The sequence below is a fragment of the Vibrio sp. Isolate33 genome, from assembly GCF_022397895.1.
Taxonomy (GTDB): domain Bacteria; phylum Pseudomonadota; class Gammaproteobacteria; order Enterobacterales; family Vibrionaceae; genus Vibrio; species Vibrio pomeroyi.
Window position 1 is genome coordinate 32712 of sequence record NZ_JAKEUP010000007.1, and the last position, 16117, is coordinate 48828.

16 protein-coding genes are annotated in these 16117 nt (G+C 45.3%); 11 read left to right on the forward strand and 5 right to left on the reverse strand.

The window, feature by feature from the left end:
- Position 1: 1 nt before the first annotated feature.
- Positions 2-661 carry an HAD family hydrolase gene (locus tag L1D37_RS12280; RefSeq protein ID WP_239848057.1) on the forward strand — a complete coding sequence of 220 codons (660 nt, stop codon included), beginning with the start codon at positions 2-4 and terminating at the stop codon, positions 659-661.
- 76 nt (positions 662-737) lie between these two features.
- Here L1D37_RS12280 and L1D37_RS12285 read toward each other — a convergent pair whose 3' ends face one another.
- The 3 genes from L1D37_RS12285 to L1D37_RS12295 all read right to left on the reverse strand — a co-directional run bounded on the left by L1D37_RS12285 (position 738) and on the right by L1D37_RS12295 (position 3302).
- Positions 738-1403, reverse strand: a complete 666-nt coding sequence (locus L1D37_RS12285; RefSeq protein WP_010432275.1) for a response regulator — start codon at positions 1401-1403, stop codon at positions 738-740.
- Entirely contained in the window at positions 1400-2770 is a 1371-nt protein-coding gene (locus tag L1D37_RS12290; protein WP_239848157.1) for an ATP-binding protein, read from the reverse strand. The genes L1D37_RS12285 and L1D37_RS12290 overlap by 4 nt, the downstream gene beginning before the upstream one ends.
- A 286-nt stretch (positions 2771-3056) precedes the next feature.
- Positions 3057-3302 carry a hypothetical protein gene (locus L1D37_RS12295; protein ID WP_010432281.1) on the reverse strand — a complete coding sequence of 82 codons (246 nt, stop codon included), beginning with the start codon at positions 3300-3302 and terminating at the stop codon, positions 3057-3059.
- A gap of 301 nt (positions 3303-3603) precedes the next feature.
- On the opposite strand from L1D37_RS12295, the gene L1D37_RS12300 reads away from it, so the two are divergent.
- From L1D37_RS12300 to maiA, 5 genes are all read left to right on the forward strand, one after another.
- Positions 3604-5643, forward strand: a complete 2040-nt coding sequence (locus L1D37_RS12300; protein WP_239848058.1) for a DUF3466 family protein — start codon at positions 3604-3606, stop codon at positions 5641-5643.
- 388 nt (positions 5644-6031) lie between these two features.
- Positions 6032-7105: a 4-hydroxyphenylpyruvate dioxygenase gene (gene hppD / locus L1D37_RS12305; protein ID WP_239848059.1), complete on the forward strand. Its 1074-nt coding sequence runs from the start codon at positions 6032-6034 to the stop codon at positions 7103-7105.
- A complete protein-coding gene (locus L1D37_RS12310; RefSeq protein WP_239848060.1) occupies positions 7098-8228 on the forward strand; it encodes a homogentisate 1,2-dioxygenase in 1131 nt (376 codons plus the stop codon). The genes hppD and L1D37_RS12310 overlap by 8 nt, the downstream gene beginning before the upstream one ends.
- Positions 8229-8240: 12 nt before the next feature.
- Positions 8241-9278: a fumarylacetoacetate hydrolase family protein gene (locus L1D37_RS12315; RefSeq protein WP_239848061.1), complete on the forward strand. Its 1038-nt coding sequence runs from the start codon at positions 8241-8243 to the stop codon at positions 9276-9278.
- Positions 9279-9332: 54 nt separating this feature from the next.
- Positions 9333-10016, forward strand: coding sequence for a maleylacetoacetate isomerase (gene maiA / locus L1D37_RS12320; RefSeq protein WP_239848062.1), 684 nt, complete (start codon positions 9333-9335; stop codon positions 10014-10016).
- A 117-nt stretch (positions 10017-10133) separates the two neighbouring features.
- Here the strand turns inward: maiA and L1D37_RS12325 are convergent, their stop codons facing one another.
- Positions 10134-12140 (reverse strand): acetoacetate--CoA ligase, encoded by a 2007-nt coding sequence (locus L1D37_RS12325; RefSeq protein ID WP_239848063.1) that lies wholly within the window; start codon positions 12138-12140, stop codon positions 10134-10136.
- A 199-nt stretch (positions 12141-12339) separates the two neighbouring features.
- Here L1D37_RS12325 and phhA point away from each other — a divergent pair, with 199 nt between their 5' ends.
- The 4 genes from phhA to L1D37_RS12345 all read left to right on the forward strand — a co-directional run bounded on the left by phhA (position 12340) and on the right by L1D37_RS12345 (position 14734).
- The gene (phhA, locus tag L1D37_RS12330; protein WP_017630281.1) at positions 12340-13134 is read left to right on the forward strand and encodes a phenylalanine 4-monooxygenase; all 795 of its coding nucleotides are present in this window, start codon (positions 12340-12342) and stop codon (positions 13132-13134) included.
- Positions 13124-13462 carry a 4a-hydroxytetrahydrobiopterin dehydratase gene (locus tag L1D37_RS12335; RefSeq protein ID WP_017102223.1) on the forward strand — a complete coding sequence of 113 codons (339 nt, stop codon included), beginning with the start codon at positions 13124-13126 and terminating at the stop codon, positions 13460-13462. The genes phhA and L1D37_RS12335 overlap by 11 nt, the downstream gene beginning before the upstream one ends.
- A gap of 249 nt (positions 13463-13711) precedes the next feature.
- Positions 13712-13921: a DUF3283 family protein gene (locus L1D37_RS12340; protein WP_008216860.1), complete on the forward strand. Its 210-nt coding sequence runs from the start codon at positions 13712-13714 to the stop codon at positions 13919-13921.
- 96 nt (positions 13922-14017) lie between these two features.
- Positions 14018-14734 (forward strand): YebC/PmpR family DNA-binding transcriptional regulator, encoded by a 717-nt coding sequence (locus L1D37_RS12345; RefSeq protein WP_017057670.1) that lies wholly within the window; start codon positions 14018-14020, stop codon positions 14732-14734.
- Positions 14735-14861: 127 nt separating this feature from the next.
- On the opposite strand, the gene L1D37_RS12350 is transcribed toward L1D37_RS12345, so the two are convergent.
- Complete coding sequence (locus L1D37_RS12350; RefSeq protein WP_239848064.1) at positions 14862-15119, reverse strand: DUF2798 domain-containing protein; 258 nt, start codon at positions 15117-15119, stop codon at positions 14862-14864.
- Between the two features lie 83 nt (positions 15120-15202).
- Here L1D37_RS12350 and L1D37_RS12355 point away from each other — a divergent pair, with 83 nt between their 5' ends.
- Positions 15203-16102: a LysR family transcriptional regulator gene (locus tag L1D37_RS12355; protein WP_239848065.1), complete on the forward strand. Its 900-nt coding sequence runs from the start codon at positions 15203-15205 to the stop codon at positions 16100-16102.
- Positions 16103-16117: the final 15 nt, after the last annotated feature.

A 16117-nucleotide genomic window follows, 5' to 3' on the forward strand; every position in this document is an offset into this window, starting at 1 on the left:
GATGTTCAAACCTTTGTATGTATTTGATATGGATGAAACGCTGATCAATGCCGATGCAGCTATGCTTTGGAATGAGTTCTTGGTTGAAAAGGGCATTGCCACTTCGCCTAACTTTATCGAAGAAGATCAGCGCTTAATGGGTCTGTATTCGGAAGGTAAACTGAACATGGAAGATTACCTCACTTTCGCTATGCAGCCGCTCGCGGACATGCCAACAGAGCAAGTCACTGCCTTGGTGGAAGAGTGTGTTGAACAGCATATTCTGCCTAAGCAGTTTAAACAGTCGAAACCTTTGATTGAGCAGCTAGAGAATGATGACATCGACATGTTGATCATCTCTGCCAGCGTGACTTTCTTAGTGGAAGCGGTCGGCCGCAAGATTGGTATCGAGAATGCACTCGGTATCGATTTAGTCGAAAACCAAGGCCGTTTCACGTCTCAAATATCAGGCGTGCCAAGCTACCGTGAAGGTAAAGTGACGCGTTTAAAAGAGTGGTTAGACAACCAAGAAACCAACTACTCAGACATTCACTTTTATACGGATTCAATCAACGACTTACCTTTGTGTGAACACGCTGATTTTGCGTATCTAGTGAATCCATGCCCGCGTTTGAAAGCATTGGCTGATCAACCAAATTGGTCGATTCTCAACTGGGATTAACGCGAATCTTATATTCGAATTAGCTTCGTTCTAGAACTTATCAAGCCGCTGACTACAGCGGCTTTTTTGATTCGTATTATTCTATTTCAAGTTTGTAACCTATCCCGTAAATGGATTTAATGTAGTCACATTTTTCATTTATCGAGACCATTTTTTTGCGTAAGTTTTTAATATGGCTATCGATAGTGCGATCACTGACTACTCTTCTATCGTCGTAGATTTTATCAATCAATTGATCGCGACTATAAATGCGGCCAACATTTTGATAAAGAAGGTGCAAAAGCCGAAACTCAGCTGGCGTTAAACTTAACTTAATACCACATAGGACGGCGGTCATACTCAATTCATCAATATCAATGGCGTTCGTTGCTGACGTGGCTTGGGGCTTGTTGGAACGGCGCAAAATATTTTTCACCCTCACGACCACTTCTCTCGGGCTGTACGGCTTACATATATAATCATCTGCACCTAATTCAAGCCCAACGAGTCGATCAATCTCTTCTACTTTGGCTGTCGCCATAACTACTGGGATGTCACTGAACGTTCTCAGTTCTCGATAAATATCCAACCCGTCTCGATTGGGTAGCATTAGGTCGAGAATAATGAGTTTAGGCGATGCTTGTTTTACCCAGTCAATGACAAGATTACCATCGATAATATGATGACTTTCAAGGCCAGAGTGCTCTAAGTACTCACACAGTACACTTGCTAATGCAGGCTCATCTTCGACGACTAAAATCACGATTTTATTTCCTTTGGCAACGCTATGATGATTCGTAGCCCACCCAATTCTGAGTGGTCGGCAGTAATGTGTCCTTGGTGCGCTTCAACGATATTTTTACAGATAGATAAGCCAAGCCCAGAACCGCCACTTGAGCGACTGCGCGATTTATCAACGCGGTAAAGCCTCTCAAACAAACGCGGGAGTGATGCATCAGGTACACCTGGATCACTGTCTTCAACGTTGATAATAATACTATCACTAATGTCGGTAACATCTATCGATACATGCCCATTATCGCTAGTGTATCGCGCGCTATTTTCCAACAGATTCACAAACAGTTGTGTCAGTAATCTATCATCACACAAGGTTAACAGTGGGGCTGAATGGTTATAGTGCTTTGTTAATGTGATGTTTTTTTGTTCTAAACGGATCGAGTTTTGAACGATCACCGAATCAATCAGTTTATGTATATCAACGTTGTTTTTTACATTGAGGTTAAATCCGATGTCATACAGGGAGAGTTGATGAAGATCCTCAACGAGTTGACCCAGTGTGATGATTTGTTGATGTAACGAGTCTATGTATTTTGGTTCAGGTGATCGAATACCGTCTTGTAGCGCTTCTAGTTCACTTCTTAGCACGGTGATAGGCGTTCTAAGTTCATGTGAAATATCCGATAACCACTGTTCTCTAAGTGTTTTTTGTTTTCTTAGTGTTTCGACTACACCGTTGAATATTCCGATGAGATCGGACAATTCATCATTGCCGCTTTTTTCAATGTAGAAATCGAGATCGCCATTTTCGATAGATTTGGCACCTTTCGACAAAGCACGCAATGGTTTCAAAAATCGCCTAACAAGAAACAAAGCGATAAGAAATGAAAGCAACACGGTAATCGATGCGATAGTGCTTACATGCGTCGTTTGTTGTTTGAAAAAGCTTTCAGCTAAAGGCCCTGATATTTCATCCATCTGGATTATGGAGATATACCCAATCACTTGCTCATCCCGTGTTATTTCGACTAGTGCTTGATGCTGACCATCTTCAAGGTGATGTAGGTTTTCAGGAGGTCCAATTATAGCTCGCCCGTTTTGATCTAAAATGTTGAGTCGTTGCCAAATAGGTTGAAGACCAGGCGCTTCCGGCTCTCGTAATGGTGGTGGAGATGGGTGTCTGTCACGAGCATGTGGTCGTGAGGGACCACCAATGCTACTGGCGATTAAATGTGGTTCACGTTCTAGCCGCCTCCACTTTTCGGAAGGTGAGTAATATTGCTTTAAGTTATTGGCGAGTTCTTGAGCTAGGGCAATCTCATTATTATTTGTGAAATCTTGGAGCCCTCTTTGAAAACTGGAGTTAATAAAATAGGTGAGTACAAAGAGCATGGTCACGCATACCATTAGTATTGAAACAAACAGTTTAGTGAAAATTGATATGCGCACGTTCTCTCCAGAAGTTAAAGTGAATTAGGACAGTAAAATGAGTTAAGACAAAAGTGAGTTAAACCAATATTAATCCCCAATCTTGTGGGAAATATGGACATTGATTTCTTAATTCATCTTAGGCCATGTATAAGCGTCTTTTTGTTAGAAACGAATAGCGAGCTGGCAGGGTGCTATGTCCCATCAGCTCGCATTGAATTATCACTATTTTTGGATAACCCTCTAACAATTATTGACGTCTTGGTGGTGGTGGCGGAACTTCCTCTTCCGATAGACCACCGCTTCCATCTGCGTCTAGTTTGTCAAAGTCATCGGCGAGTGGACCTCTGAGCTCTTCTAATTGTAATTCGCCATCACCGTTTGCATCCATTTCTTCAAAGCTTGGCATTTCTCTTGGACCTTCACGGCTTTCAGCACACGCTTGAAGCGCGAATGTCGATGTAAGTAAAAGTAATGCTGTCGTGATTTTTTTCATAATTTAATTCCTATTCGTAACCAAATATAAGTGTATTTCTTTGACGCAAATAGGTTAGCGATCAAATTAGCAGAGAAAATGGATAAATCTAGGAGATGAAAGTAAGCGCTTAATTTTAATAGCGCATCAGATCATCAGCCCATTAAGTCAGGTTGTTTAAACCTCCATTGTTTCTACATAGTTTCCACATTTTCTATTTTTATCCTAGTCCACTATTGAACTCATGAATTTAATGTCTTTAGCAATAAAGGCAGAAAGCTATCGTTGGTATTGAAATGGATTATTTTTTAGGAGCCGTAGAATGAAGGCAATGGTAAAAAAGTCAGTTGTTGTCTCTTCTACGTTGTTGGTTGCTTCTTATAGCAACGCTGCGCTTTATAGGGTGGTTTTAGAGGAATCACCAGTAGAAACGGAATCGGTGTATGGGGTCGCAGTTGAACCAGAGCTTGGTACAACGGATTGCTTTAGTACCAGTTGTGGTGACACCGACTACGCATTCGCAGGGGAAGCTCAAAATGCAGAACCAGGTTTTTCCTTTAAAGAGGAGGTCCCTTTAGGTCTCGATAACACGTTCTACTATTTGGATTATGACGATATCTATAGCTACTGCACGAGCGAACTTGGCTACGCGACTTGTGAAGCTTGGAGTTCTTTGTTGTGGTATGGCGATGAGGATGCTGGTATTGGAGGCTTGAAAAATGAGCGTGATGCATATTACGAGTTGAGCTATCAGACGAATTCCACGGCTTTTTATGACTCTTACTCGTTAAGTGAGATCCCGGATGTCGGTAGTAACCCACCTGATGTGAGCAGTTATAGTTATTCCTTTGTTGATGGAACAGAGGAGAAGGTCATCACTAAAGTTAACGAGAATGGTTTTGTTCTTGGTAACACCAGCAGTGGTTACTACAGCTATAACAACCAATATATTCAGTTGTATAGGCAGCGTGGTTACTACGATACAGGCACTGAATTTACGGTTCTCCAACCTGAAGCCGATACCAGTATTACGATCAGCGATGCTGACGGCGAAGCGAATATAATTTCCCAAATGGGAAGAACGATGGCTTTTGACTCTTTCAGTTATGAAGGAGAAAGCTATGTGGTCGGAAGCGCGTCCGTTGCGACTTTTTATTACAGTGATGGATACAAAGATTATGACTCTCCGTACACATCCGACAGTGATGCAGAGGATCTAGATAATTGTATCGATGGAGATATTGAGCCTGCTTTATATCCAGAGTGTCAGAACTTTGCTTTTGCTAATCGAGCTTTTGTCTGGAATATAACTGATGCGAATGGCCCCAATGATGATGGAAACCGTTTTGCTGTATCCGATTGGGAAACCAGTTCGACCTATTACTCTTACAACGATGATGAAGCTTCAGCACAGGCGAGTGTGAGGGCTGCAACGATTTCATCTAGAGGGACATATAGCTCTTATCCTGTTTTAGTTGGTTACAATACAGAGCTAGATGATTCTGATAACTTTCTTATGCAGGCTGCTGTGTTTAGGCCAAGCAGTACGTCAAATTTCAGCGTTTCGGAAAATGCTTGGACGACTACATTTATCGCTAATGCGACGGTAGAAGTGAGTGATTCATACATTCACAGTAATTCTGTTGCAACAGATATTAATGAAAACATGATGGTTATTGGTTATGCAAAACGAGATGGTGATTATGCGTCGGATCGTGTGTCTGACAATCGTATGTTTGTCGCTGATGCGAATGACACAACGCCAACAGCCACATTCTTCGCAAGTTTAGGTGAAGACATTTTCTTTGATAGTGCAGAAGGAAAAGCAAGTGAGATCAATAATTACAATGAAATTGTTGGCTATGTTGACGCAGAAACTCACTCTGAAGTAGACGGCCATGAAAGAAGGCATCGCGGCTTCATTTTCCCTTACAACGACACTGGTAGCTATGCTGATAGACGTGCAAGATATAATGATCAAGCTTGGTGGTTAGACGACCTAACTAACGGTGGTGACTACAGTGATGCTAACAACCACTTTAGGATATTGGACGCAACCGACATTAATGACGCGGGTGTTATCTCTGGGACGGCAATACAATGTTTTGCGAGCGAAAGTAGCTCCTCTTCTATGGCTTATGATTCAACCGCGCACTTTGCTTATTGTAATGATGGAGTGGGTGATGAGAGGGTGGTGGCAGTGAAACTTATCCCGATATCTGGAGCAACAAGTGAAGACATTGCTGAAAGAAGTGATGATAGCGCTGAAGATGTTGAACGTAGTGGTGCCGGTACCGGGTTATTAATGCTCATCAGTTTAATGTCTGTGCTTTCTATGCGTTCAAGAGTATCTCGTCTGTGACTCTTTAAATTGATGAAGTTCAAAAGTCGCCTTCTATTTCTGATAACATCGAAGGCGGCACTAAGCCGAATTTATCCCATCCCTTTCGCTTAAAAGCCTATGCGTGTAACAATTCAATAACATCTATTCCTCAGTTGTAAATCAAACCATCACCTTTCAATCCCTTGATAGCACTCATTTTCATTCCTTAATTGTCTTCGTGTAACAATTTTTTTACAAATTGACGGGTTTTTAGCGAGATTACCCATTTCCTTCCATGCATTCCAATCTTTCCGCTTGTGAGCCAAATTTAATTAAAGACAAAAAACACACAACACTTCTTCAAGCCATAAGAAGTCACGTAATAAAAACCAGTAATACAAAACCAATAGGTACAAGGAGAAAGTTCATGGTGGAGTCATACAACCCGCTTGGTACGGATGGATTCGAGTTTGTTGAATACACAGCTGTCGACCACAAGGGAATTGAGCAACTTAAAGCGCTGTTTGTGTCACTTGGTTTTGCTGAGATCGCCAAGCACCGTTCAAAAGAGGCTTGGCTGTATCGACAAGGTGACATCAACTTTATCGTCAATGAACAGCCACACAGCCAAGCTGAAGCGTTCGCTAAAGTTCACGGCCCATCTGTGTGTGGCATGGCGTTTCGTGTGAACGATGCAACTGCGGCAATGACACAAGCTTTCAGCGGTGGTGGTGAAGAGTATAAAACAGAAATAGGGCCGATGGAGCTGAGCATTCCTGCCATTTATGGTATCGGTGAAAGTTTGCTTTATTTTGTGGATCGCTACGGCAAGCAGAGCATCTACGACGTTGATTTCCGATTCTATGATGACGCGCAAGAGCGCATGGCGAAAGCCGACGTGGGCCTTTATGAGATCGATCACCTCACGCATAACGTGAAACAAGGCAATATGGATCTGTGGTCTGGTTTTTATGAGCGTATCGGCAACTTCCTCGAGATTCGATACTTCGATATTGAAGGTAAACTAACAGGCCTTGTGAGCCGCGCTATGACTTCACCATGTGGCAAAATCCGCATCCCTATCAATGAGTCTTCAGACGACAAATCACAAATTGAAGAGTTTATTCGCGAATACAACGGCGAAGGCATCCAGCACATCGCCCTAGCTACGGATGACATCTACAAAACCGTGAAGACTTTGCGTGATCGCGGCATGGACTTTATGCCAACCCCAGATACCTACTACGAGAAAGTTGACGATCGTGTGAAAGGCCACGGTGAAGACACCGATCTGCTACGCGACCTACGCGTTCTGATTGATGGTGCGCCGACCAAAGACGGCATCTTGCTGCAAATTTTCACGCAGACAGTAATCGGGCCTGTGTTCTTTGAGATCATTCAGCGTAAAGGCAATGAAGGCTTTGGCGAAGGTAACTTCAAGGCGCTGTTTGAATCGATCGAAGAGGACCAGATTCGTCGAGGAGTATTAGACGATGCATAAATGGATCTCGTTTCCTCATCGGGAGGGGGTGTGTTCTAAACAAGCGCATGCCGACTTCCCTGAAGAGGCAATCTATGAGCGAGAGGCGGGTCGAAGTGGATTTTTCGGCCCTGCCGCTCACTTTCATCACCAACATGCCCCAACAGGTTGGTCGGAGTGGGAGGGCGACTTACGCCCTCGCGCTTTTTATTTTACGCTGGTGGAAAAAGCCAGCCAGATAACCCCTTGGGCTGTGCCTCATCTTTTGCACAACGCGGACTGTAAAATTCGTGTATGGCGCATGGACGAGAAGATGGATTTCTTGGTACGTAACTCCGATGGCGATGAGCTGCTGTTCATTCACCAAGGCAGTGCTGATCTCTATTGTGACTATGGTCATCTAGCGGTGAGTGAAGGGGATTATGTGATGATCCCGCGCTCGACCAACTGGTGCTTAGAGCCAAGCGAGCCGATGTTCATCTTGATGATAGAGAACACCGACGCGGCTTATTCCTTGCCAGAGAAAGGCATGGTCGGTAATCACGCGGTGTTTGATCCGGCGGTTCTTGAAATCCCGTCGATCAACGATCAATTTCGCGCTCAGTATTCAGAAGATCAAACCCAAGTACAGGTAAAACGCCACGATAAAGTTAGCGTGATCACTTATCCGTTCAATCCACTGGATGCAATTGGCTGGCATGGGGATTTGGCCGTAGTGAAAGTGAATTGGCGCGATATCAGACCGCTGATGTCACACCGCTACCACTTGCCACCGTCAGCACACACTACATTTGTTGGCGCAGGCTTTGTGGTGTGCACCTTTGTACCACGCCCGATTGAGAGCGATCCCGGAGCGCTGAAAGTGCCGTTCTATCACAACAATGACGACTACGATGAAGTGCTGTTCTATCACGCTGGTGACTTCTTCAGTCGCGATAATATTGAAGCGGGCATGGTGACTTTCCACCCTGCGGGCTTCACTCATGGGCCTCATCCTAAAGCCTTTAAGGCTGGGCAAGCGCATAAGAAAAAGTTCACCGATGAAGTGGCTGTGATGATCGATACACGCCATGCACTGCAGTTCTCTGACGAACTCGATAGCGTTGAGAACAAAGAATATGTCTACAGTTGGCAAGAGAAGTAAGGGGCAACAAGGATGAAATTAGCAACCAAGAAAAATGGTACTCGTGATGGCTTATTGATGGTCGTGAGTAAAGATCTCAAACAGTGTGTACCTGCCACTGAAATCTTCCACGCGATGCATCTGGCACCTACCATGCAGGTAGCCTTGGATAACTGGGACAGCGTTGCTCCTCAGTTAGAAGAGCTATACACCTCGTTAAATAACGGGCATGTAACGGGCAGTGAAGTGTTTGCCACTCAGTATTGTGAATCACCATTGCCACGCGCTTATCAATGGGCGGATGGCAGCGCTTATGTAAACCACGTTGAACTGGTGCGTAAGGCGCGTGGTGCTGAAATGCCAGAAAGCTTCTGGGTCGATCCATTAATGTATCAAGGTGGCTCAGACGCGTTTATCGGCCCTCGTGACAACATCGAATTTGCCAGCGACGAATGGGGCATCGATTTCGAAGGTGAGGTCGCGATTGTCACCGGTGACGTGCCAATGGGGGCTAGCGCCAAGCAAGCGCATGATTCGATTCGCCTGCTGATGTTGGTGAATGATGTGTCGCTGCGTGGCTTGATTCCGGCAGAGCTCGCCAAGGGTTTTGGCTTCTTCCAGTCGAAGCCTTCTTCAGCGTTCTCTCCAGTTGCCGTTACGCCTGATGAGCTGGGTGAACAGTGGAAAGGCAGTAAGGTACACCTGCCACTGACTTCAACCTACAACGACACACCTTTTGGTTGTCCTAATGCCGGTGTGGACATGACCTTCAATTTCGCTGAGCTGATCGTCCATGCTGCGAAAACTCGTCCACTGTCGGCTGGTGCGATCATTGGCTCAGGCACGGTATCGAATAAGCAAGGCACTGACCATGGCACCTCAATTTCCGAGGGCGGCGTAGGCTATTCATGCATTGCAGAAGTACGCATGATAGAGACGATTCGTGATGGTAAGGCGTCGACACAATTCATGTCGTTTGGTGATTCGATTCGTCTAGAGATGTTTGATGTCGATGGTGACTCGATCTTTGGCGCGATTGACCAGAAAGTCAGTCAATATCGACCACGCTAGTGATAACGACAAGAGTAAAACTACAGAGAGGCACGTTATGAACGAGGGCTCTTTATGAACAAGAAGATTACACTCTATGGTTATTGGCGCTCTTCGGCAGCCTATCGGGTGCGTATTGGGTTGAACCTAAAGCAACTTAGCTATGAGTCGAAATCGGTGCATTTGGTGCGTAATGGCGGCGAGCAGCATGATCCACAATATCGTGAGCTTAATGCCAGTGAATTAGTGCCAGTGCTGGTGGATGGTGATGTTCAACTCAATCAGTCGCTGACGATCTTACAATACTTGGACGAGAGCGATTTGTGTGAGAGCAGCCCAGATTCCTTATTGATCCCTGAGCAAACACCACTTCGCTATCAAGCGTTGGCAATGGCGCAGGATATCGCGATGGAAATCCATCCTATTAATAACCTGCGCGTGTTGCAGTATTTGGAGAGAGAGTTGTCATGCGAGCAAGAGGCAAAAATGGATTGGCTTCATCACTGGATGAGCCAAGGTTTCCATGCTTTGGAAGAGAAGCTAGCAAAGCACAGAAAAGCACATGGCGACTCGGTGTATAGCCTGACGGATTCGCCCTGTATCGTTGATATCTGCTTAGTGCCGCAAGTCTACAACGCGCTGCGTTTTGGCGTTGATATGTCGCTGTATCCGCTGATTAACTCGATTGTCGAAGCGTGCAATCAATTATCTGCGTTTATCGAAGCAATGCCAGAGAATCAGGCTGATGCGAACGCATAGTTCAGGTTAACGACAAAACAGTTGCTATGATCAAAAAGCCCTCCACGATGTTCAATAGTGGAGGGCTTTTTGTTGGAAGTTACTTTCTTCTAATTGAGAGCTTATGAGATAAGAGCGCTAAAGTGAAATCACACGCTTGATCTCATCGAGCACGTCCGCATTGGCTATCGCGCCGATGTTCTCGACAGCCTTACCATTCACTACCTGTTTCACCGCCAACTCCACCAGTTTACCAGAGCGTGTTTTTGGCACGTCACTGATCGCAAAAATCTGGTTGGGCACATGCCTTGGTGAGCAAGATGATTTGAGCTTGCTCTTGATGGCAGTCAATAGCGTTTCATTTAAATCCACACCTTGCTGGAGTTGAACAAACAGCCAGATCTGCTCATTGCGGTCGAGATCTTTACCGACGGCGATGGAATCGATGATGCCGTCAATGGTGTTCACTTGCTGGTAGATCTCGGCAGTACCAATTCGCACACCACCGGGGTTGAGTGTGGTGTCACCTCGCCCATAGAACAGATAGCCGCCATGCAGGCTCTGTGCGACTTCGTCACCGTGATGCCACACATTATCGAACCTATCCCAATACGTGCTGTGATAACGCTCTCCGGTGTCATTCCAGAAGCCAACAGGGAAGTTGGGGAGGGAATTTGTGCACACCAGTTCACCACGTTCGTGATCGACCTTGTGACCAGACAAATTGAACACCTTGATTTCGACGCCAAGCCCTGCCTGTTGGCACTCACCGCGATACACTGGCGAGATTGGGTTACCTAATACAAAGCAGCCACAAATATCCGTACCACCAGAAATGGACGCCAAATGCAGGTCTTGTTTGATGTGTTTGTAAACGTAATCAAACTGCTCTGGGTAAAGCACAGAACCGGTTGAGCACAGTGTTCTTAAGTCGGGAAGATAATGGCTGTCGATTGGCGAGAGCTCTGCCTTCTCGATCGCTTCTAGATACTTGGCAGAGGTGCCAAACAGCGACACATCGGCGCGCTGTGCCAAGTCCCATAGAACGTTTGGTTGCGGGTAAACTGGGCTGCCATCAAAGATCACCAAACAAGCGCCGCTGGCGAGAGCAGAGACGTGCCAGTTCCACATCATCCAACCACAAGTGGTGTAATAGAACACGCGATCGTTTGGTTTAACATCGCAATGAAGTTGATGTTCTTTTAGGTGGTTGATGGTGGTGCCGCCAACTGAGTGAACAATGCACTTTGGCTTGCCTGTGGTACCGGAAGAGTAGAGCACAAACAATGGTTCATTGAAGCCGACACGCACAAATCGCACAGGTTGTGGCTGATAGTGGTTAATGATGCTGTGCCAGCTTCGGGCCGACACATCATTTTCAAAGTCATTCCTTCCCAAATATCCGATCTGACACACCTGTTTTAGCTCGGTTAAGTGCTCGATAATTTCACGGTTCTTGTCCGTCATATCGAACGTTTTGCCATTGAAGGTATAGCCATCACAGGTGAACAGCACCTTGGGTTTCACTTGGCCAAATCGCTCAATCACACTCTCGACACCAAAGTCAGGAGAGGTTGATGTCCAAATCGCGCCCAAGCTGGTGGCTGCCAGCATCGCTATTACGGTTTGTGGCAGATAGGGCGTATACGCAGCAACCACATCACCTTGCTTCACTCCGCTATCGACAAGCCATTGCTGAACGCTAGAGACCGCTTCACACAGGGTTTTCCATGTATAACTCTGTTGTTCGCCACGTTCATTCTCAAACCAAATCGCCAGTTCATTAGGCATGGTTTGTGCCAAACGCAGCAAGTTCTCGGCGTAGTTTACTTGTGCATTGGGAAACCAAACCGCATCACGATTCGATTTAGGCTGCTGCCAGCGGCTCTCACCTTGAGCTTTGATGGTCTCGCTTTCTACCTTATTAATAGAGTCTTGCGAGCCGACCACTCCACAAAACTGCCAAACGTTCTGCCAAAACGACTCGGGATGTTCCACAGACCATTGATGGAGTTCGGCGTAGCTTTTTACGTCCCTATCTAGGTTTAACCCAGATTGTTCAAGGCTATCGATAAATCGGGTTAAGTTGGCATCAGCGATACGCTGCTCACTGGGCTGCCAAATGGGCTTATTGCTTTCGTGCATTCCTTTACCTTTAACAAAAAGTTAACGTTTTCAGTCTGGTATTTAGGTTTTACAAAGTCAAAAGTTCAGCAAAATAAGCGCTTGCCGGAATTGTGTAAATAAAATGTTACACGATCGCCTGTTTCGAAAAATCACGCAAATTGGCGCTTATAAGGAGTGGAGATAGGCTTAAAGTGAGACATTCAAAAGGAGGTGTGTAATGACTCAATATCATTCTAAGCCCGTGAGCCAAGAGGGATGGGTTGAGTGGAGCCTCGAAGAAGATGCCATTTGGCACGACTTGGTGAAAAGGCAACTGGACGTCATTAGTGACCGCGCTTGTGATGCCTATTTGCACGGTTTGACCCTGCTGGATCTGCCATTAGACAGAGTTCCCCAGCTTCCAGAGATAAACAAAGTGCTAAAGGAAACAACAGGTTGGCAGGTTCAGCCTGTTCCTGCGTTAATCGATTTTGACCGTTTCTTTGATTTGCTTGCCAATAAGAAATTCCCCGTCGCGACATTTTTGAGAACGCGAGACGAGTTCGATTATTTGCAAGAACCTGATTTCTTTCATGAAATTTTTGGTCACTGTGCCATGCTCACTAATGCTGATTTCGCAGCCTTCACTGAACATTATGGAAAACTAGGCCAAGCGGCGACATCCAAACAACGCGCTTATCTTGCCCGTTTGTATTGGTTTACGGTCGAGTTCGGTTTAGTAAAAGAAGGCCAACAATTGAAAATCTATGGCGGTGGCATTCTTTCGTCTCCGGCGGAAACCATGTATGCGTTGGGAGGGGATTTAGCCGTTCGTGAGCGGTTCGATCTACAAACGGTTTTAAGAACCCCTTATCGCATCGACATCATGCAGCCGAAATATTACGTAATCGACGAGCTATCTGAGCTCTTCAAAATCAGTCAGGAAAACCTATTACAGCAAGCTGATCTCGCGATTGATGCGGGGTTACTACCACCACTTTTTGAACCCAAGGAACCAACACATGTTGAATGAACAAAAATGCGAAGCCTGCAGTATCGACGCGATTGCCCTAAGTAAAGATGAACAACAATCTTTACTATTGGAGTTGTCTGACTGGCAGATCATGGAAAGAGACGGCATCCCACAGCTTGAGAAGGTGTTTAAGTTCAAGAACTACAAACAAGCATGGGCATTCAGCAACAAAGTGTCAGAGTTGGCAGAAGAAGAGTTCCATCACCCTTCTATCTTATTGGAGTGGGGCAAAGTCACCGTTACTTGGTGGAGCCACTCAATCAAAGGCCTCCACAAAAATGATTTCATCTGTGCTTCACGCTGCGATGTGTTCGCGGTGAGTGAATAGTATTGCAGGTTAGAAATTACTCTTGCGCCTTTGTGATGTGATTAACTCATTATTCGGCTCATCAGGTGAGTCGAATAAGTAATACTTTCGCATCATGGGGCGTCACTTCTCTCAAACTAGCTTGACCTGCATCAGTGACTTGTTTGGTTTCGGGTCTCATAAACCCTTTCTACTACTCATAGTATTGGTTTTATGAGGCTGCTCTATGATATATTTCTCGGCCAAGTGTATTACAGACGAAGGCTAGCAATGTCTATCAACCTTTCACTCCTTCCACCCAGCGAGAAAAATAAAATCGAACTGGATAAGCAAGCATCGTTTCTTGTATGGAAACTGAAGCAAGCGAAATGTGGCCCTGAAGCCATTGTTGAAGAAGCAATGAAGCTAGGTGACCCAGATGAAAAGGTGTGGTTTGAACAGTCTGTAGAAAAATACAAACGGGTAATGGGTGTCGCATAAACGCAGACAAACCTTGCCCAGCAATGCTGTAGAATTGAAATGACACAGTAATTTGCTAGAATTTGCACCGTTAATTGAATCAGAGAGAAGATCCCGATGGGAAGAAGTTTTGAAGTGCGCAAGGCCTCAATGGCGAAAACTGCAGGCGCAAAAATTAAAGTTTATTCTAAATACGGTAAAGAGATTTACGTACTGGCTAAGAACGGCAGCTCTGACCCAGACATGAACCTACCTCTTAAGCACCTGATTGCTAAAGCGAAGAAAGACCAAGTACCAGCTCACGTTATCGACAAAGCGATCGATAAAGCGAACGGCGGCGGCGGTGAAGACTTCCAACCAGCTCGTTACGAAGGTTTTGGCCCAGGTGGCACAAGCGTGATCGTTGACTGTCTAACTGACAACGGCAACCGTACTTTCCAAGACGTTCGCCAATGTTTCGTTAAGACTGGCGCGAAAATCGGTGTTGAAGGTACTGTTTCTCACATGTTCGCTCACCAAGCTGTATTCCAGTTCAAAGGCGAAGATGACGAGATCATCCTAGAAACGCTAATGATGGAAGACGTAGACGTGACTGACGTTGAGCTAGAAGACGGTGTTATCACTGTATTCGCTCCAACGACTGAGTTCTTCAAAACGAAGACTGCACTAAACACTGCGTTCCCAGAGCTAACGCTAGACGTTGAGGAAATCACTTTCGTTCCTCAAACGACTACGCCAGTAGCTGAAGAAGATTCTGAGAAGTTCCAGAAGTTCTTAGACATGCTTGACGACTGTGATGATGTTCAGCAGGTTTACCACAACGCTGAGCTGTAATCTTTACAGTAATAACAGTTATTAAAAAACCGAGCCTAGTGCTCGGTTTTTTTTATGTCGGTAACAATGACTGTTTTCTTTGATCATCGTTCCGGTGGTTCTATAAATAACTTTGGAATTCATGGCGTTATTCATCGCATAAACTCACTTTGGCTATCGTTTTTGATCTTGGGCGACATAGCCACTCGGCGACCTTTCTGACTTGTGGTAACAAGGTTAGGCTTAGTGTGAGTGCACACGGCCAAGCAATCAAAAAGCTATTTAACCAAATTGGTGGCCATGCTTGACTGAAACCCATCTTATAACCCGATATGATCCCCGACATCATGAATGCCATGACAAGTGAAGACAGTATCGCGGTAACCCAATGCAGTTTGTTATTCATCTGCTCTCCTTGGTGATTTTATTATTGGAATGCATTAAGGTTACTCCTATCCATAAATGAGAAAAATAGGCACATATAGAAGTATGAATTCCATATTTGGAAACATTGATGATCTATTCCTGTTTTGTACTGTGGTGGAAGAGGGGTCGTTGTTATCGGCATCGAAGCGACTTCAACTGCCGGTGTCGACCATGTCGCGCCGATTAACCGCTTTGGAAGAGCGCCTGAGCATTCGCCTTTTGGAGAAGAAGGGTAGAGAGCTGGTGGCCACTAAAGATGGTGAGGCGGCCTTTGCAGCGCTGAGTAGCAGCATGGAGTCACTGCATCAGGGTTTTAGTAGCTTGCTTGAAGAGCGCGATACCATTCAAGGCAAGATAAAGCTCGCCGTTCCTCATAACTTTTATAGTGGCTTTCTTCGCCCGACTGTCGAGAAATTCCTTGCTGAGTACTCAAAAGTACAGCTCAACCTCATCTTGAGCCAGCAACAAGTTGTGCCTGAAACCGATCGTGATTTGTTGATCACGTTTCAAATTTCCGACATGGACGGCATGATTGCGCGACCACTGTTTAAGGCCAAGCACGGATTTTTTGCGAGCCAAGCTTATTTGGATTCTCGCGAAGAGATTAAAAAGCCAGACGATCTCGAGCATCAAGAGTGGATTAATGTCGATGATGTGTTTGATATGCCGCTCTACAAATCTGGTCAGTTAGAGCAGATGGTGACGATCAAACCTAAGTTTATCGTTAACGATATTTATGCGGTCGCGGCCGCTGCGCAAAAGGGATTGGGCATCGCCTCACTGCCTTTTCGTCATGTTTCTCCGGAAATGAATCTGATTCAAGTGCTCCCTGAGTATCATCGGGGTGATCGCCAAGCGTATTTAGTGTACAAAGAAAGAAAATATCAGCCGAAGGCTTTGACTTTGCTTATCGAGACCTTGATTGAGAGCGTTCGATCGTTCCATCACGATGAGCTGAGTTAAATGAAAAGGAGAAAG